Genomic DNA, 17,300 nt, shown 5'->3' on the forward strand with positions numbered 1-17,300 from the left:
CCCACTTCGGATACAAAAGGCAATACTTTGCAAAGCGCGGGCCGATTTTCTTTTTGCTAACTGGCTGATTTCTGGACGCCGGGCTGAGAGTAAACGGCGGCGATAGCACTATTTGCTAAAATTTCGTCCCGCCACCAGGCGCTGGCAAGCCCGGCAGTTTGTTCATTCCAGCCGACCCACACCGATTCATTACTGCTTTGAGCAAGTACCTGTTTTTCAACAAGCGCGCCGCTGTCAATAAACCGCTGCGCCAGATAGCGCGGTAAATAGCCGCAGCCGAGGCCGCTTATTTGCAGTTCCAGCTTGGTTTTAAAGTCGAAAACGGTAATGGCCTCCTGCTCATCAAGCAGCTGCGAGGAGACCGAGCATTCCGGACGAGAGCTGTCCCCAACAACTATGGCGCGGTAGCCTTTAATTACGCGACGGTTAAGCGGCTCGGATTCCTGAGCCAACGGGTGATGGGGTGCCACGGCAAATACCTGCTCCAGCACGCCGAGGCGGGCAAAACCAAAATCACTCAGCTGGGGAGGCTCATGGAGTGCACCGACGAAAATGTCCGCCCTGCCCTGCGTTAAGGCATCCCAGGAGCCACCCAGCACGCCATTGATAAAGATAAGCCGGGTCACGCTGTGGTGTTGATAGAAGGCTTCAATCAGCGGCGTCAGGAGAGAAAACGGAAAAGTATCATCCACGCCAATAACCAGCTCGTTTTCCCAACCCTGATGGAGTTTCACGGCCTGTTTTTCTAGTTCACGAACGGTATGGAGGACTTCGCGGCCTTTTTCCAGCAGCATCTGTCCGGTACGGGTGAAACGTGCGCGGTGTCCGGAACGATCGAGGATCTGGATATTGAGATCGCTTTCCAGTTTTTGAACGGTATAGCTCAGCGCTGACGGGGTTTTGTAGAGCTTTGCTGACGCAGCGGCAAAGCTCCCCTCTTTTTCCAGAGCATCCAGAATAATAAGAACATCCAGCAGCGGTTTCATGCTCGCCCCCTTCTGGTGCGCGATCGTCTCCGCTGCGGGTCTTATTCCATGGGCATCACCAGCGGATCGGGATACTGATACTCAAACCCCAGCTCATGACAAATGCGATTGCCATCAACAATTTTGCCTTTGCTGTCATCCTTTGCCTCACCAAAAACCGGCGGAGCCAGGCCCAGCTGACGTGCCATCAGCGGGTAAAACGTACTGCGTGCCGGATGAGAAGGTGCACATATATTATAGATGTGTCCACCTTTCGGAGCCTGCAAGAGTAGCTCAATCGCGCCTACAACATCGTCAAGATGCACAAGATTGACGACATGCTGGCCGTCTGGCGCAGACTTTCCGGCAAAAAAGCGTCCCGGGTGGCGGCCAGGACCCACCAGCCCCGCCAGACGTAAGATATCGACCTGCGTGCCGGGAAGATTATGCAGCCAGTCTTCCAGCTCTTTCAGAACCTGACCGCTCGCCGTCACGGGACGGCGCTCTGAACTCTCTTTAACAACGCCCTCAACTTCGCCATACACCGACGTCGAGCTGGTAAAAATGATGCGCGGAACATGGTGCGCCAGCGCGCTGTCGACGATCTCCTGCATCGCCTGCAGATAAAACGACTCGCCCGGTCCACTGCGCCGCGCGGGGAGCGTGATCACCAGCGCATCGACGTTCATCAGCGTGTCCAGATCGTCAGCATCACACACCAGCTCCGGTTCAAGGCGCAGCTCAACGCCGTCAATACCGCACATGCGCGCCGCCTCTACCCCATCCGCCGTTGTTTTGCTCCCGGTCACCTGCCAGCCTTTCGCGGCTAATGACATCGCCAGCGGCATTCCCAGCCATCCTAAACCGACAATCGCGACCTTTTTCATGCAAATTCTCCTGACTCTCACTCGTCTTTTATAAGGCTACGCCAGCCCGGCAGAACACACAATTCATAGCATCAATATGAAATGAATTAATGATCAAAAAAAGCCCTTGCAATATGTCGTACAACTGGTTTAGGTTAAAAGACATCAAATGAATAAGCATTCATCGAGAATTTATATGACACGCGTTCAATTTAAACACCACCATCATCACCATCATCCTGACTAGTCTTTCAGGCGATGTGTGCTGGAAGACGTTTGGATCTTCCAGTGGTGCATGAACGCATGAAAAAGCCCCCGGAAGATCTTCTTCCGGGGGCTTTTTTTTGGACCGAATTCAGACAGGTTAAAACAGGTTAACGAGGAATAAAGAATGTTAGATAACTCACGCTTACGCATAGCTATTCAAAAATCAGGCCGTTTGAGCGACGACTCACGCGAACTGCTGGCCCGCTGCGGGATTAAAATTAACCTGCACACCCAGCGCCTGATTGCTCTGGCTGAAAACATGCCCATCGACATTCTGCGCGTGCGTGATGACGATATTCCCGGCCTGGTCATGGATGGCGTCGTTGACCTCGGCATTATCGGGGAAAACGTGCTTGAAGAAGAGCTGCTGACCCGCCGCGCGCAGGGCGAAGACCCGCGTTACTTCACCCTGCGTCGTCTGGACTTCGGCGGCTGCCGCCTGTCCCTGGCAACGCCGGTTGACGAAGCGTGGGACGGCCCGGCCGCGCTGAACGGCAAACGTATCGCCACCTCTTACCCTCACCTGTTAAAGCGTTATCTCGACCAGAAAGGCGTGCAGTTTAAGTCCTGCCTGCTGAACGGCTCTGTTGAAGTGGCGCCGCGTGCAGGTCTGGCGGACGCCATCTGTGACCTCGTCTCTACCGGGGCGACGCTGGAAGCCAACGGTCTGCGCGAAGTGGAGGTTATCTACCGCTCTAAAGCGTGCCTGATTCAGCGTGACGGCGAGATGGCCGACGCCAAACAGCAGCTGATCGACAAACTGCTGACCCGTATTCAGGGCGTGATTCAGGCGCGTGAGTCTAAATACATCATGATGCACGCCCCAACCGAGCGTCTGGATGAAGTGATTGCCCTGCTGCCGGGCGCCGAACGCCCAACCATCCTTCCGCTGGCGGGCGATCAGCAGCGCGTGGCGATGCACATGGTGAGCAGCGAAACCCTGTTCTGGGAAACCATGGAAAAACTGAAGGCGCTGGGCGCAAGCTCCATCCTGGTGCTGCCGATTGAGAAGATGATGGAGTAATGGCCATGAGCTTTAACACAATCATCGACTGGAATACCTGTAGCGACGCACGGCAGCGCGAGTTGCTGATGCGCCCGGCGATTTCCGCCTCTGAGAGCATCTCACGCACCGTGGCGGAGATCCTGGATAACGTCAAAGCCCGTGGCGATGACGCGCTGCGTGAATACAGCGCGAAGTTTGATAAGACGGAAGTCGGCGCATTACAGGTTACCGAGCAGGAAATCATTGATGCCAGCAATCGTCTGGGTGACGATATCAAGCAGGCGATGGCCGTTGCGGTGAAAAACATTGATACCTTCCACACCGCGCAAAAGCTGCAGACCGTGGATGTCGAAACCCTGCCCGGCGTGCGTTGCCAGCAGGTCACGCGCCCGGTTGCATCCGTTGGCCTCTATATTCCCGGCGGCTCTGCCCCGCTGTTCTCCACCGTACTGATGCTGGCGACTCCCGCGCGAATTGCCGGGTGTCAGAAAGTGGTGCTGTGCTCACCGCCACCGATTGCCGACGAGATCCTCTACGCGGCGAAGCTGTGCGGCGTGCAGGCGGTATATAAAGTGGGCGGCGCGCAGGCGATTTCGGCCCTGGCGTTTGGCACAGACTCCATTCCTAAGGTCGACAAAATTTTTGGTCCGGGCAATGCGTATGTGACCGAAGCCAAGCGCCAGGTCAGCCAGCGCCTGGACGGCGCGGCCATAGATATGCCTGCCGGCCCGTCTGAGGTGCTTGTGATTGCCGACAGCGGCGCAACGCCGGACTTCGTGGCGTCCGACCTGCTTTCTCAGGCGGAACACGGCCCGGACTCGCAGGTCATCCTGCTGACGCCGGATGCCGATATGGCGAAACGCGTGGGCGAAGCCGTTGAGCGTCAGCTTGCCGACCTGCCCCGCGCCGACACGGCACGCCAGGCATTAGCGGCCAGCCGCCTGATTGTGGCGCGCGACCTGGACCAGTGCATTGCCATCTCCAACCAGTACGGCCCGGAGCACCTGATTATTCAGACCCGCAGCGCGCGCGATCTGGTCGACAGCATTACCAGCGCAGGCTCGGTGTTCCTCGGTGACTGGTCACCGGAGTCCGCGGGCGATTACGCCTCCGGCACCAACCACGTGCTGCCCACGTATGGCTACACCTCAACCTGTTCGAGCCTGGGTCTGGCGGATTTCCAGAAACGCATGACCGTGCAGGAGCTCTCCCGCGAAGGGTTTGCGTCACTGGCTTCAACTATTGAAACCCTGGCCGCCGCCGAGCGGCTGACCGCCCACAAAAATGCCGTTACGCTGCGCGTTGCAGCCCTGAAGGAGCAAGCATGAACATTGAAGAGTTAGCCCGCGAAAATGTCCGTCGCCTGACGCCTTACCAGTCGGCGCGTCGTCTCGGAGGCAAAGGAGATGTCTGGCTGAATGCTAACGAATTCCCGACGGCGGTACAGTTTGAACTGTCGCAGCAAACGCTGAACCGCTATCCGGAGTGTCAGCCGAAAGCGGTGATTGAAAACTACGCGCAGTACGCGGGAGTGAAGCCAGAGCAGGTGCTGGTCAGCCGCGGCGCGGATGAGGGCATTGAACTGCTGATCCGCGCCTTCTGCGAGCCGGGCAAAGACGCGGTGATGTACTGCCAGCCTACCTACGGCATGTACAGCGTCAGCGCGGAAACCTTCGGCGTAGCGTGTCGCAACGTGCAGGCGCTGGAGAACTGGCAGCTGGATCTTCAGGGGATTGCCGACAATCTCGATGGCGTAAAAGTCGTGTTTGTCTGTAGCCCGAACAACCCGACCGGACAGGTTATCAACCCGCAGGATATTCGCACCCTGCTGGAGATGACGCGCGGTAAAGCGCTGGTGGTGGCCGACGAAGCCTACATCGAGTTCTGCCCGCAGGCGACGCTGGCAGGCTGGCTGGAAGAGTATCCGCACCTGGTGGTGCTGCGTACGCTGTCGAAAGCCTTTGCCCTCGCGGGCCTGCGCTGCGGATTCACCCTGGCGAATAAAGAGGTCATCGACCTGCTGCTGAAAGTGATCGCCCCATACCCGCTCTCGACGCCGGTTGCTGATATTGCGGCACAGGCGCTGACGCCTCAGGGGATCAACGCGATGCGCGAGCGCGTGGCGCAAATTCTGGAGGAACGTCAGTATCTGGTGACCGCCCTGAAGGGTATCCCTTGCGTGGAGCAGGTATTCGACTCGGAAACTAACTACATCCTGGTGCGCTTCACCGCATCGAGTGCCGTATTTAAATCTTTATGGGATCAGGGCATTATCTTACGAGACCAGAATAAACAACCTTCTCTGAGTGGCTGCCTGCGCATTACCGTCGGCACCCGCGCAGAGAGCCAGCGCGTGATTGACGCCCTGAAAGCGGAGAAAGTATGACCCAGAAGATCCTTTTCATCGATCGTGACGGCACCCTCATTTCGGAGCCACCAGCCGATTTTCAGGTCGATCGATTCGACAAGCTGGCCTTTGAACCGGACGTGATCCCGGTTCTGCTCAAACTGCAAAAAGCAGGCTTTAAGCTGGTGATGATCACCAACCAGGATGGTCTGGGTACCGACAGCTTCCCGCAGGCGGACTTTGACGGCCCGCATAATCTGATGATGCAGGTGCTGACCTCTCAGGGCGTGGTATTTGATGAAGTGCTGATTTGCCCGCACATGCCGGCCGACGAGTGTGACTGCCGTAAGCCAAAGGTGAAGCTGGTAGAGCGCTACCTGGCTGAAGATGCGCTGGATAAAACCAACAGCTATGTCATCGGCGATCGCATCACCGATATTACGCTGGCGGAAAACATGGGCATCGCGGGACTGCGCTACGACCGCAACAACCTTAACTGGGCGAAGATTGGCGAGCAGCTGACAAAACGCGACCGTTATTCCCACGTTGAGCGCAACACCAAAGAGACACAGATTGACGTGAAGGTCTGGCTGGACCGTGAAGGCGGCAGCAAGATCCACACCGGCGTCGGTTTCTTCGACCACATGCTCGACCAGATTGCCACCCACGGCGGTTTCCGCATGGAAATTACGGTAAAAGGCGATCTCTACATTGACGATCACCACACCGTGGAAGATACCGGCCTGGCGCTGGGTGAAGCCCTGAAGCTGGCGCTCGGCGACAAGCGCGGTATTAACCGTTTTGGCTTTGTTCTGCCGATGGACGAATGTCTGGCGCGCTGCGCGATGGACATCTCCGGTCGTCCGCATCTGGAGTATAAAGCCGATTTCACCTACCAGCGCGTGGGCGATCTGAGCACCGAAATGGTGGAGCATTTCTTCCGTTCATTGTCCTACACCATGGGCCTGACGCTGCACCTGAAGACCAAAGGTAAGAACGACCACCACCGCGTGGAGAGTCTCTTCAAAGCCTTTGGCCGTACCCTGCGCCAGGCAATTCGCGTGGAAGGTGACGCCCTGCCTTCATCGAAAGGAGTGCTGTAATGAATGTGGTCATTCTGGATACCGGATGCGCCAACCTGAACTCCGTAAAATCGGCCATTGCGCGCCACGGCTATGAGCCGGTGGTGAGCCGTGACCCGGACGTGGTATTGCGCGCCGACAAACTCTTTTTACCGGGCGTGGGCACCGCGCAGGCGGCGATGGATCAAATTCGCGAACGCGAGCTGGTCGACCTGATCAAAGCCTGTACCCAGCCGGTGCTGGGCATTTGCCTGGGCATGCAGATCCTGGGCCGCCGCAGCGAAGAGAGCAACGGCGTTGACCTGCTGGGCATTATTGATGAAGACGTGCCGAAAATGACCGACCACGGCCTGCCTCTGCCGCATATGGGCTGGAACCGCGTTTACGCCAAAGCGGGCGACCGGCTGTTTCGCGGCATCGAAGACGGCGCGTATTTTTACTTCGTGCACAGCTACGCCATGCCGGTGAACGTGAATACGATCGCCCAGTGCACCTACGGCGAGGCATTTACGGCGGCCGTACAGAAAGACAATTTCTTCGGCGTGCAGTTTCACCCGGAGCGCTCTGGCGCCGCGGGCGCGCAGCTGCTGAAAAACTTCCTGGAGATGTAATGATTATTCCCGCGTTAGATTTAATTGACGGTACGGTTGTCCGTCTGCATCAGGGCGATTACGGCCAGCAGCGCGACTACGGAAACGACCCGCTGCCGCGTCTGCAGGATTATGCCGCCCAGGGTGCGCAGGTACTGCACCTGGTGGATTTGACGGGCGCGAAAGATCCGGCGAAGCGCCAGATCCCGCTGCTTAAACAACTTGTTGCGGGTGTTGATGTGCCCGTCCAGGTCGGCGGCGGCGTGCGTACGGAAGATGACGTCGCGGCGCTGCTGGACGCGGGCGTGGCCCGCGTGGTGGTGGGTTCAACCGCCGTGAAAGATCCTGAGATCGTGAAAGGCTGGTTCCGCCGCTTTGGCGCCGATGCCCTGGTCCTGGCGCTGGACGTGCGTATTGACGAACAGGGTCATAAACAGGTGGCCGTCAGCGGCTGGCAGGAAAACTCCGGCGTGACGCTGGAAGAGCTGGTTGATATCTATTTGCCCGTTGGCCTGAAGCACGTGTTATGCACTGACATCTCCCGCGACGGTACGCTGGCTGGCTCCAACGTCTCGCTTTATGAAGAGGTTTGTGCGCGTTATCCGCAGGTAGCCTTCCAGTCTTCAGGCGGAATTGGTGATATAGGCGACGTAGCCGCGCTGCGCGGTACCGGTGTGCAGGGCGTGATTGTGGGCCGGGCCCTGCTGGAAGGTAAATTTACTGTGACGGAGGCGATTCAATGCTGGCAAAACGGATAATCCCTTGCCTGGACGTACGTGACGGCCAGGTCGTGAAAGGCGTGCAGTTCCGCAACCACGAGATCATTGGCGACATCGTCCCGCTGGCAAAACGCTATGCCGATGAAGGTGCAGACGAGCTGGTCTTTTATGATATTACCGCCTCCAGCGATGGACGCGTGGTCGACAAAAGCTGGGTCGCACGCGTGGCTGAAGTGATCGACATCCCGTTCTGCGTGGCGGGCGGGATTAAGTCCGCTGACGACGCGGCCAAAATTCTCTCTTTTGGCGCCGACAAGATTTCTATCAACTCCCCTGCCCTGGCCGACCCGGAGCTGATCACCCGCCTTGCCGATCGCTTTGGCGTGCAGTGTATTGTGGTCGGGATCGACACCTGGTATGACGCCGCAACGGGAAAGTATCACGTCAACCAGTACACGGGAGATGAAAGCCGCACGCGCGTGACGCAGTGGGAAACGCTCGACTGGGTGCAGGAAGTGCAGAAGCGTGGCGCGGGTGAAATTGTCCTCAACATGATGAACCAGGACGGCGTGCGTAACGGGTATGACCTCGAGCAGCTGAAAAAAGTCCGTGCGGTCTGCCACGTTCCGCTGATTGCCTCCGGCGGCGCAGGCACCATGGAACACTTCCTCGAAGCCTTCCGCGACGCCAACGTGGACGGCGCGCTGGCCGCTTCCGTGTTCCACAAACAGATTATTAATATTGGTGAGTTAAAAACGTACCTGGCCGACCAGGGCGTGGAGATCAGGGTATGTTAACAGAGCAACAACAGGCGCAGCTGGACTGGGAAAAAACGGACGGATTACTGCCGGTGGTCGTCCAGCACGCCGTCTCAGGCGAAGTGCTGATGCTGGGGTATATGAATCAGGACGCGCTGGCGAAAACAATCGACAGCGGCAAAGTGACGTTTTTCTCGCGCACGAAACAACGCCTGTGGACCAAAGGCGAGACCTCGGGTCATTTCCTGAATGCAGTGAGCATAACGCCTGACTGCGATAACGACACCCTGCTGGTGCTGGCAAACCCAATCGGCCCAACCTGCCATAAGGGCACCAGCAGCTGCTTCGGCGAGGCGAGCCACCAGTGGTTGTTCCTGTATCAACTGGAGCAACTGCTGGCAGAGCGTAAGACTGCAGATCCCGAGAGTTCCTATACCGCGAAGCTGTACGCCAGCGGTACCAAGCGTATCGCACAGAAGGTAGGTGAAGAAGGCGTTGAGACCGCGCTGGCCGCGACCGTGCATGACCGCGAGGAGCTGACAAATGAAGCGTCTGATTTGATGTATCACCTGCTGGTGCTGCTGCAGGATCAGGAGCTGGATTTGACGGCGGTGATTGAAAATCTTCGAAAACGTCACAAATAAAAAAACCGGGGAATATCCCCGGTTTTTTTAATCTGCAAATCAGACTTTTGGTTTGTAGTTGCGCAATGCGTTGCGGCCAAGCACAAAACCGGAACCAAGCAACCCGCCCAGCAGTACAGCAAGAATAAGAGTAATTGCTTTTTTTGGGCTGTCACGGCGCACAGGGAGTTCCGGCTTCATGACATAACGGTAAACGTGGATCGTGTCTGGGTTAACGCTCAGATTCTGGATGTCCAGCAGATTTCGCCTGGTCTGGTAATAAGCTCTGGGAAAGACCAAAGGGAGAGAAGCTTCGTTGTCAATCATTGATCTCAGTCCCTCACTTCCCAGCAAGAACATCGTTTCCTGAGTCACCTCCTGGGTTTGCTGGAGACGCGGCGAGGTAATTTTCGCTGCTTCAGCGTTCTTGAGTGCCTCAGCAATCTGTTTTATACGCAGATCTTTCTGTTCCTGAGCGACTTTCTCCTGGTTTTGCAGGGAATCATTCAGGGCCTTTATCTGCGCTTTGATGTTATCATTAAGGTCAGCGGCCAGTTCTTTAGCCGTTTGCTCATCTACCTGCTGGATGAACTGTGCCAATTGCTTTTGCGCAGCTTCTGCAGATGTACTGGTATACGATACTATTAATGGGAGCGGCTGCTCTTTAACCGTGGGCTCGATCGTCAGTTTTTCAGGCACTGCCTGGTTTTCAAGAGCCTGCGACAACGCCGAGAATGAGGAGCTAAAACGACCGATAGCGCGCGTTTGGTTGTCAAGCATTGTAGGTGCTGCGGTACCATAAAGGATGTTCAATGCATTAGAATAACTGGCAATCTGGGCCGCATCTGGTTGCGTAATAATCGCACTTGAGGTCCATTTTTCCTTTGCGACAGAGAGATATCCAATTGCCAGGGCGATACAAACAACAATAAAGGCGGCTATCACCCACTTCCCACGCCACAGCTGCAGCATTAAATCAAGTAAATCAATTTGCTCCGGGTCATTGCCTCGGCTGACCTGGCTATTGTTATTTTGCGTCATACAATCCCTAACTGATAAAAAAAGGGCAAACATAATTTTGTTTGTATAGTTTATCGATTACTGGCGATTTTTCTATAAGAATCCGATGAGTAATATCGGAAAGATGGGTTATGTAACTTACACCCTTCGCGCTATCATAGACGTCATCTGATGCGTTACGGCATCTGTAGAATAGGGTTTATGAGGGAAGCTATGAAATTTTTGGTCACGGGTGCAGCAGGTTTTATCGGTGCGAATGTCAGTAAACGCCTCCTTGAGGCTGGTCATCAGGTTATCGGTATCGATAATCTCAATGAATACTACGATGTCAACCTGAAGCTGGCACGCCTGGAACTGTTAAAATCTGAGCGTTTCACCTTTCACAAGCTGGAATTAGCTGACCGGGAAGGAATGGCTACGCTTTTCGCGGCTGAGAAGTTTGATCGTGTGATTCATCTTGCCGCGCAGGCGGGTGTACGCTACTCCCTGGAAAACCCACACGCGTATGCTGATGCCAACCTTATTGGGCATCTCAACGTGCTGGAAGGCTGCCGCCATAATAACGTTCAGCATCTTCTGTATGCCTCATCAAGCTCCGTATACGGTCTCAACCGGAAGATGCCTTTCTCCACTGACGACTCCGTGGATCACCCGGTATCGCTCTATGCCGCGACCAAAAAAGCCAACGAGCTCATGTCGCATACCTACTCCCATCTCTACAATCTGCCGACCACCGGCCTGCGCTTCTTTACCGTGTATGGTCCATGGGGACGCCCGGACATGGCCCTGTTTAAGTTCACTAAGGCGATCGTTGAAGGCAAAAGCATCGACGTTTACAACTACGGCAAGATGAAGCGCGATTTCACTTACATCGACGACATCGCCGAAGCCATTATTCGTCTGCAGAATGTTATTCCTCAATCTGACACAAACTGGACCGTTGAGACCGGCTCACCGGCAACCAGCTCAGCGCCCTACCGGGTTTACAACATCGGTAACAGTTCGCCAGTTGAACTGATGGATTACATTACCGCGCTGGAAGACGCGCTGGGTAAAAAAGCCGAGAAAAACATGCTGCCTCTCCAGCCAGGAGACGTACTGGAAACCAGCGCAGACACTAAAGCACTGTATGACGTGATTGGTTTTAAACCGCAAACCTCAGTCAAAGACGGAGTAAAGAACTTCGTTGACTGGTATCGCGATTTCTACAAGGTCTGAAAATAAAAAACCCGGCAATTCAGCCGGGTTTTTTAGAGGATAAAGCAGAGAATCAGTCGCTACCAAACAGATCGCGGGTATAAACCTTATCCGCCACATCTGCCAGCTCTTCCGCCATGCGGTTCGAGATGATCACGTCAGCTTCTTGCTTGAACGCATCCAGATCACGAATCACTCGTGAGTGGAAGAACTCATCTTCCTGCATTGCAGGTTCATAAATGATGACCTGCACGCCTTTCGCCTTGATACGCTTCATGATCCCCTGAATAGAAGAAGCGCGGAAATTATCGGAACCGCTCTTCATGATCAGACGATATACGCCCACCACTTTTGGTTGACGCGCAAGGATAGAATCAGAGATGAAATCTTTACGTGTACGGTTAGCGTCAACAATCGCCGATATCAGATTGTTAGGTACAGCCTGATAGTTTGCCAGCAGTTGCTTAGTGTCTTTTGGCAGGCAATAGCCGCCGTAGCCAAATGACGGATTGTTGTAGTGGTTGCCAATACGCGGGTCGAGACACACCCCTTCAATAATCTGGCGGGTATTCAGGCCAAGACTTTCTGCGTAGCTGTCGAGCTCATTGAAATAAGCTACTCGCATTGCCAGGTAGGTATTCGCGAAGAGCTTAATCGCCTCAGCCTCAGTGGAGTCGGTAAACAACACCTGAATATCTTTCTTCAGCGCCCCTTCCTGAAGCAGCGCAGCAAAACGTTCAGCGCGCTCAGAACGTTCGCCAATAACGATACGCGAAGGATGCAGGTTATCGTAAAGCGCTCTCCCCTCACGCAGGAATTCCGGCGAGAAGAAGATATTATCAATACCGAATTTTTCTTTAATGGATTTGGTAAAACCGACAGGAATGGTCGATTTAATGACCATCACCGCATCAGGGTTGATCGCGATAACGTCTTTGATCACCGCCTCTACAGTTGAGGTGTTGAAGTAGTTGGTTTTAGGATCGTAGTCAGTAGGCGTCGCAATGATGACGTAATCCGCATCGCGGTATGCATCTTCTTTATCTGTCGTGGCGCGGAAATTCAGCGATTTATTGCTGAGATAGTCCTGGATTTCTTTATCCACAATCGGCGATTTTTTCTGATTGAGCATATCCACTTTGGCCTGCACGATATCCAGCGCAACCACTTCATGATTCTGGGCAATCAGAATGCCGTTAGAAAGACCGACATACCCTGTTCCGGAGATTGTTATTTTCATTCGCTAATGACTTCTGTGAGTTAACTGTACTGATGGCCGCCAGACCATCGCGATAAACATAACTGTTGGGCTTTGTACCTCCTGGCAAACTGAACTGTCAAGGCAAACCAGGAGTAATGGCTACGAGCGGGGCGAGATTCAGACTACTTCGAATAACAGGCGACATTTTTTGCATAAAAAAACCCGGAGACAGGCTCCGGGTTTTGATTACAGCGAGTAAGTTAACTTATTCCATCCATTCGGTATGGAACACGCCTTCTTTATCGGTACGCTTGTAAGTATGCGCACCGAAGTAGTCACGCTGTGCCTGAATCAGGTTAGCTGGCAGCACAGCAGCACGGTAGCTGTCGTAGTAAGCTACTGCAGCAGAGAAGGTCGGAACCGGGATACCGTTCTGGACAGCGTAGGCAACCACGTCACGCAGCGCCTGCTGATATTCGTCCACAATCTTCTTGAAGTACGGTGCCAGCAGCAGGTTGGCGATACCGGCGTTTTCAGCATAGGCATCGGTGATTTTCTGCAGGAACTGCGCACGAATAATACAGCCAGCGCGGAAGATCTTCGCGATCTCACCGTAGTTCAGATCCCAGTTGTTCTCGTCTGACGCTGCACGCAGCTGAGAGAAGCCCTGCGCGTAAGAAACGATTTTACCCAGGTACAGTGCACGGCGCACTTTCTCAACGAATTCGGCTTTATCACCGGCTGGTTTAGCCTGTGGGCCAGACAGCACTTTAGATGCCGCGACGCGCTGCTCTTTCAGAGAAGAAATGTAACGCGCGAAGACGGATTCGGTGATCAGAGACAGCGGTTCGCCCAGATCCAGAGAGCTCTGGCTGGTCCATTTACCGGTACCTTTGTTGGCAGCTTCATCCAGAATCACATCAACCAGGTATTTACCCTCTTCATCTTTTTTCGTGAAGATATCTTTGGTGATGTCGATCAGGTAGCTGTTCAGCTCGCCTTTGTTCCACTCGGTGAAAGTTTCCGCGAGTTCTTCATTGGAAAGGTTCAGACCGCCTTTCAGCAGGGAATAAGCCTCTGCAATCAGCTGCATGTCGCCGTATTCGATGCCGTTATGAACCATCTTCACATAGTGACCCGCACCGTCCGCACCGATATAGGTTACGCAAGGCTCACCATCTTCAGCCACGGCTGCGATTTTGGTCAGGATAGGTGCAACCAGTTCGTATGCGTCTTTCTGACCGCCCGGCATGATAGATGGGCCTTTCAGAGCGCCCTCTTCACCACCGGAAACACCGGTACCAATGAAGTTAAAGCCTTCGGCAGACAGCTCGCGGTTACGACGAATGGTGTCTTGGAAGAAGGTGTTACCGCCATCAATGATGATGTCACCTTTTTCGAGGTAAGGCTTCAGGGAGTCGATAGCTGCATCGGTACCTGCGCCCGCTTTCACCATTAACAGGATACGACGAGGCGTTTCCAGAGACTCAACGAACTCTTTCACCGTATAGAAAGGAACCAGTTTCTTGCCTGGGTTTTCGGCAATGACTTCTTCGGTCTTATCACGGGAGCGGTTGAAAACGGAGACGGTATAACCACGGCTTTCGATGTTGAGCGCCAGGTTGCGCCCCATCACTGCCATACCGACAACGCCGATCTGTTGCTTGGACATTACATACTCCTGTCAGGTGTGGTCACCACGGCTTATGCGCGGCTTGAAATGTGGTTGAGATGTTAACTCAGTATTAGGTGACATGAATAGCTTTTGCTGATCTATGTCACACTGATTGCACAATCCAGGTACAGTCAAGCCGCCAGAAATACGCTGGCGGCAGACCCTCACTTCCTGAGCAAAGCCAGAATTTCTTGCGTTTTCTCTTCCATCAGCGCCGTGTCAGCACGGGACTCCACGTTCAGGCGCACCACCGGCTCGGTGTTGGACGAGCGCAGGTTAAAGCGCCACTGCGGGAACGCCATGCTGATGCCGTCCGTACGGTCAATTTCCAGCGCGTGGATCGCAAAGTGCTGCTCCACGCGGGCAATGGCCTCGGCCGGCTGCGCCAGCTTGCTGTTGATCTCCCCGCTCGCCGGGAACGCCGCCATGCGGTCGCGCACCAGCTCGCCCAGCGTCTGCCCCTTCAGGCACAGCAGCTCGGTCACCAGCAGCCACGGGATCATCCCGCTGTCGCAGTAGGCAAAATCACGGAAGTAGTGGTGGGCGCTCATCTCGCCGCCGTAGATGGCGTCTTCTTCGCGCATGCGCTCTTTGATGAAGGCGTGGCCGGTTTTGGACATCACCGGCGTGCCGCCCGCCGCTGACACCACGTCGACGGTGTTCCAGGAAAGGCGCGGGTCATGAATGATTTTCGCGCCCGGGTTTTTCTCGAGGAACGCTTCCGCCAGCAGGCCGACAATGTAGTAGCCCTCGATGAACTGCCCCTTCTCGTCGAACAGGAAGCAGCGGTCGAAGTCGCCGTCAAAGGCGATCCCCATGTCCGCGCCGTGCTCAATCACCGCGTTGCGGGTGTCGTCGCGGCACTCCGGCAGCAGCGGGTTAGGAATACCGTTCGGGAAGTTCCCGTCCGGGGTGTTGTGCACCTTGACGAAGGTCACCGGCACGTTCAGCGCCTTAAAGCGGGCTTCCAGCGCGTCCACCACCGGGCCGGCCGCGCCGTTACCGGAGTTGATGACCAGCTTCAGCGGCTTGAGGTTCGCCACGTTGATGTAGCCCAGCAGGTGGTCGATGTACTCTTTCTGCAGGTTGATTTTTTTGTAGCTGCCGCGCTTCGCTTCGTTCACCGGCGGGAAATCGTTGGCTTCCGCCAGGCGCTGCACGTCGCGCAGGCCGGTGTCGCCGCTGATCGGACGGGCGCCCTTGCGCACCAGCTTCATCCCGTTGTAGTCCATCGGGTTGTGGCTGGCCGTCACTTCGATACCGCCGTCCACGCCCAGGTGGAAGGTGGCAAAGTAAATCTCCTCGGTCCCGGAAAGACCGATATCCAGCACGTCCACGCCCGCGTCCTGCAGCCCTTTCGCCAGGGCCAGCTTGAGGGACTCGCTGGTCAGACGCACGTCGCCGCCCAGCACGATGGTCTGCGGTTTTAAATATTCGCCGTACGCGCGGCCGATGCGCCACGCGATGTCTTCATTCAGCTCTTCGCCCAGCTTGCCGCGAATATCGTAGGCTTTAAAACAGGTTAATTTTTCCATGATAATTTTACCGTAATCTCAAACACGACCATACCTGTCAGCAAAACGTACAATATCATCCTCTCCAAGATAAGAGCCTGAGCGAACCTCAATCAATTCCAAAGGGATCTTTCCAGGGTTCTCCAGACAGTGCGTTGCTCCAACAGGAATATAAATAGACTCATTTTCACCGAGGAGTTTGGTTTGCTCGTTAATTGTAACTTGCGCAGTTCCTGCGACGACTATCCAATGCTCAGCACGATGGTGATGCATCTGAAGAGAGATACCTTCGCCCGGCTTTACGGTCAATCGCTTAACTTGATAGCGGCTTCCCGTATCAATCGAGTCATATTTACCCCAGGGACGATAAACTTCGCGGTGAGTATGATGTTCATGACGGCCGTCTGCTTTGATCGATTCGACAATTTTCTTCACATCCTGAACGGCGTTACGATCGGCAATCAATACAGCATCCTTGGTCTGCACAACGACTAAATCTTTCACCCCAACAGTAGTCAATAGCCCGGATTCAGAATACAGGAAACTATTTTCGGTATTGCAGGACAAGACGTCACCTGTAACGACGTTACCCTCTGGAGTCTTATGGCTAATATCCCAAAGCGAAGACCAGGAGCCGACATCACTCCAGCCAGCATCCATTGGCACAACAACAGCATCTGAAGTCTGTTCCATCACAGCATAATCAATCGACTCATCAGGACAAGCTCTGAAAGCTTCCTCGTCAACGCGAATAAAGTTGAGGTCAGGATCAACAGAGCTCATGGCCTTTTCGCACGCCTTAAGAATATCCGGACGATATTTTTTCAGTTCCTCAAGATAGCGATCGGCACGGAAGAGAAACATCCCGCTATTCCAGTAGTATTCACCGCAGGCAACATAGGCTTCCGCCGTTTCAAGATTAGGTTTCTCAACAAATTGCGCGACCTCAAATGCATCTGCATGCTCAACTTCAACGCATGGCACACCTCGACAAATATAACCATAGCCAGTCTCTGGTTTATGCGGGACGATGCCAAAGGTCACAAGCTTTCCATTTTCAGCATAAGGCAGCGCCTTACGAACTGAATTACGGAAAGCTTCTTCATCCTGTATGACGTGATCGGCGGCCAGAACCAGCATGAGCGCATTGCCCTCGTGCTGGGTTCGAACTGCAGCAAGTGCAGCCAACGCTATCGCCGGAGCAGTATTACGACCAACCGGTTCAAGGATGATATTCTCAGTGAGTTTATTCATCTGGCGCAGTTGCTCGGCAACGATAAAGCGGTGCTGTTCGTTACAAATGACGACGGGACTTTCGCATTCAATGCCCTGTAATCGGTTAATTGTCGCTTGTAACATTGTCAGTTCACCTTCCAGACAGAGAAATTGTTTTGGATAGAGAACACGAGAAAGCGGCCATAAACGACTACCGGAGCCCCCGGCCATAACAACAGGAAATAATGACATGAT

Annotated in this window: 17 protein-coding genes and 1 other annotated feature; of the genes, 10 read left to right on the plus strand and 7 right to left on the minus strand. The window is 54.5% G+C overall.

The genetic code is table 11. The features are described from left to right. Positions 1-56: 56 nt before the first annotated feature. Both NUX24_RS13435 and NUX24_RS13440 read right to left on the minus strand, forming a co-directional pair. On the minus strand, positions 57-986 hold the full coding sequence (locus NUX24_RS13435; protein WP_047652440.1) for a LysR substrate-binding domain-containing protein: 930 nt from the start codon (positions 984-986) through the stop codon (positions 57-59). Positions 987-1,027: 41 nt separating this feature from the next. Next, positions 1,028-1,852: an SDR family oxidoreductase gene (locus NUX24_RS13440; protein WP_214576578.1), complete on the minus strand. Its 825-nt coding sequence runs from the start codon at positions 1,850-1,852 to the stop codon at positions 1,028-1,030. A 175-nt stretch (positions 1,853-2,027) separates the two neighbouring features. Here NUX24_RS13440 and hisL point away from each other — a divergent pair, with 175 nt between their 5' ends. The 9 genes from hisL (at position 2,028) to hisIE (ending at position 9,244) form a co-directional block, all read left to right on the plus strand. Beyond that, positions 2,028-2,078 carry a his operon leader peptide gene (gene hisL / locus NUX24_RS13445; RefSeq protein WP_001364200.1) on the plus strand — a complete coding sequence of 17 codons (51 nt, stop codon included), beginning with the start codon at positions 2,028-2,030 and terminating at the stop codon, positions 2,076-2,078. Continuing rightward, positions 2,054-2,177 (plus strand) — a sequence feature (His leader region). (Overlaps the previous gene by 25 nt.) A 45-nt stretch (positions 2,178-2,222) precedes the next feature. Then, positions 2,223-3,122: an ATP phosphoribosyltransferase gene (gene hisG, locus NUX24_RS13450; RefSeq protein WP_000886595.1), complete on the plus strand. Its 900-nt coding sequence runs from the start codon at positions 2,223-2,225 to the stop codon at positions 3,120-3,122. Positions 3,123-3,127: 5 nt separating this feature from the next. Next, positions 3,128-4,432 carry a histidinol dehydrogenase gene (hisD, locus tag NUX24_RS13455; protein ID WP_257832125.1) on the plus strand — a complete coding sequence of 435 codons (1,305 nt, stop codon included), beginning with the start codon at positions 3,128-3,130 and terminating at the stop codon, positions 4,430-4,432. Further along, positions 4,429-5,490: a histidinol-phosphate transaminase gene (hisC, locus tag NUX24_RS13460; RefSeq protein WP_257832127.1), complete on the plus strand. Its 1,062-nt coding sequence runs from the start codon at positions 4,429-4,431 to the stop codon at positions 5,488-5,490. Before hisD ends, hisC begins: the two co-directional genes overlap by 4 nt. Beyond that, a complete protein-coding gene (gene hisB / locus NUX24_RS13465) occupies positions 5,487-6,554 on the plus strand; it encodes a bifunctional histidinol-phosphatase/imidazoleglycerol-phosphate dehydratase HisB (protein ID WP_032636078.1) in 1,068 nt (355 codons plus the stop codon). The genes hisC and hisB overlap by 4 nt, the downstream gene beginning before the upstream one ends. Next, a complete protein-coding gene (gene hisH, locus NUX24_RS13470; RefSeq protein ID WP_032646447.1) occupies positions 6,554-7,144 on the plus strand; it encodes an imidazole glycerol phosphate synthase subunit HisH in 591 nt (196 codons plus the stop codon). The genes hisB and hisH overlap by 1 nt, the downstream gene beginning before the upstream one ends. Further along, positions 7,144-7,881, plus strand: a complete 738-nt coding sequence (gene hisA, locus NUX24_RS13475; RefSeq protein WP_257832131.1) for a 1-(5-phosphoribosyl)-5-[(5-phosphoribosylamino)methylideneamino]imidazole-4-carboxamide isomerase — start codon at positions 7,144-7,146, stop codon at positions 7,879-7,881. Before hisH ends, hisA begins: the two co-directional genes overlap by 1 nt. Further along, entirely contained in the window at positions 7,863-8,639 is a 777-nt protein-coding gene (gene hisF / locus NUX24_RS13480) for an imidazole glycerol phosphate synthase subunit HisF (RefSeq protein WP_023330862.1), read from the plus strand. The genes hisA and hisF overlap by 19 nt, the downstream gene beginning before the upstream one ends. Further along, entirely contained in the window at positions 8,633-9,244 is a 612-nt protein-coding gene (gene hisIE, locus NUX24_RS13485; RefSeq protein WP_257832134.1) for a bifunctional phosphoribosyl-AMP cyclohydrolase/phosphoribosyl-ATP diphosphatase HisIE, read from the plus strand. The genes hisF and hisIE overlap by 7 nt, the downstream gene beginning before the upstream one ends. A 39-nt stretch (positions 9,245-9,283) precedes the next feature. On the opposite strand, the gene wzzB is transcribed toward hisIE, so the two are convergent. Then, complete coding sequence (gene wzzB, locus NUX24_RS13490) at positions 9,284-10,264, minus strand: LPS O-antigen chain length determinant protein WzzB (RefSeq protein ID WP_257832136.1); 981 nt, start codon at positions 10,262-10,264, stop codon at positions 9,284-9,286. A 192-nt stretch (positions 10,265-10,456) separates the two neighbouring features. Between wzzB and NUX24_RS13495 the strand changes: the two genes are divergently transcribed. Further along, positions 10,457-11,461, plus strand: a complete 1,005-nt coding sequence (locus tag NUX24_RS13495; RefSeq protein WP_126331263.1) for an NAD-dependent epimerase — start codon at positions 10,457-10,459, stop codon at positions 11,459-11,461. Between the two features lie 52 nt (positions 11,462-11,513). On the opposite strand, the gene ugd is transcribed toward NUX24_RS13495, so the two are convergent. The 4 genes from ugd to cpsB form a co-directional block, all read right to left on the minus strand. Beyond that, on the minus strand, positions 11,514-12,680 hold the full coding sequence (ugd, locus tag NUX24_RS13500; RefSeq protein WP_257832139.1) for a UDP-glucose 6-dehydrogenase: 1,167 nt from the start codon (positions 12,678-12,680) through the stop codon (positions 11,514-11,516). A 226-nt stretch (positions 12,681-12,906) separates the two neighbouring features. Further along, entirely contained in the window at positions 12,907-14,313 is a 1,407-nt protein-coding gene (gndA, locus tag NUX24_RS13505; protein ID WP_257832141.1) for an NADP-dependent phosphogluconate dehydrogenase, read from the minus strand. 167 nt (positions 14,314-14,480) lie between these two features. Continuing rightward, complete coding sequence (cpsG, locus tag NUX24_RS13510; protein WP_257832143.1) at positions 14,481-15,851, minus strand: colanic acid biosynthesis phosphomannomutase CpsG; 1,371 nt, start codon at positions 15,849-15,851, stop codon at positions 14,481-14,483. 18 nt (positions 15,852-15,869) lie between these two features. After that, on the minus strand, positions 15,870-17,297 hold the full coding sequence (cpsB, locus tag NUX24_RS13515; protein ID WP_257832145.1) for a mannose-1-phosphate guanyltransferase: 1,428 nt from the start codon (positions 17,295-17,297) through the stop codon (positions 15,870-15,872). Positions 17,298-17,300: the final 3 nt, after the last annotated feature.

It is taken from the genome of Enterobacter sp. HG048, assembly GCF_024702055.1.
Taxonomy (GTDB): Bacteria; Pseudomonadota; Gammaproteobacteria; order Enterobacterales; family Enterobacteriaceae; genus Enterobacter; species Enterobacter dykesii.

Excerpts from the sequence above, each read along its gene's own strand:
- NUX24_RS13435 (WP_047652440.1), bottom strand. The coding sequence starts at position 986 with ATGAAACCGCTGCTGGATGTTCTTATTATTCTGGATGCTCTGGAAAAA.
- NUX24_RS13440 (WP_214576578.1), bottom strand. The coding sequence starts at position 1,852 with ATGAAAAAGGTCGCGATTGTCGGTTTAGGATGGCTGGGAATGCCGCTG.
- hisG (WP_000886595.1), top strand. The coding sequence starts at position 2,223 with ATGTTAGATAACTCACGCTTACGCATAGCTATTCAAAAATCAGGCCGT.
- hisD (WP_257832125.1), top strand. The coding sequence starts at position 3,128 with ATGAGCTTTAACACAATCATCGACTGGAATACCTGTAGCGACGCACGG.
- hisC (WP_257832127.1), top strand. The coding sequence starts at position 4,429 with ATGAACATTGAAGAGTTAGCCCGCGAAAATGTCCGTCGCCTGACGCCT.
- hisB (WP_032636078.1), top strand. The coding sequence starts at position 5,487 with ATGACCCAGAAGATCCTTTTCATCGATCGTGACGGCACCCTCATTTCG.
- hisH (WP_032646447.1), top strand. The coding sequence starts at position 6,554 with ATGAATGTGGTCATTCTGGATACCGGATGCGCCAACCTGAACTCCGTA.
- hisA (WP_257832131.1), top strand. The coding sequence starts at position 7,144 with ATGATTATTCCCGCGTTAGATTTAATTGACGGTACGGTTGTCCGTCTG.
- hisF (WP_023330862.1), top strand. The coding sequence starts at position 7,863 with ATGCTGGCAAAACGGATAATCCCTTGCCTGGACGTACGTGACGGCCAG.
- hisIE (WP_257832134.1), top strand. The coding sequence starts at position 8,633 with ATGTTAACAGAGCAACAACAGGCGCAGCTGGACTGGGAAAAAACGGAC.
- wzzB (WP_257832136.1), bottom strand. The coding sequence starts at position 10,264 with ATGACGCAAAATAACAATAGCCAGGTCAGCCGAGGCAATGACCCGGAG.
- NUX24_RS13495 (WP_126331263.1), top strand. The coding sequence starts at position 10,457 with ATGAAATTTTTGGTCACGGGTGCAGCAGGTTTTATCGGTGCGAATGTC.
- ugd (WP_257832139.1), bottom strand. The coding sequence starts at position 12,680 with ATGAAAATAACAATCTCCGGAACAGGGTATGTCGGTCTTTCTAACGGC.
- gndA (WP_257832141.1), bottom strand. The coding sequence starts at position 14,313 with ATGTCCAAGCAACAGATCGGCGTTGTCGGTATGGCAGTGATGGGGCGC.
- cpsG (WP_257832143.1), bottom strand. The coding sequence starts at position 15,851 with ATGGAAAAATTAACCTGTTTTAAAGCCTACGATATTCGCGGCAAGCTG.
- cpsB (WP_257832145.1), bottom strand. The coding sequence starts at position 17,297 with ATGTCATTATTTCCTGTTGTTATGGCCGGGGGCTCCGGTAGTCGTTTA.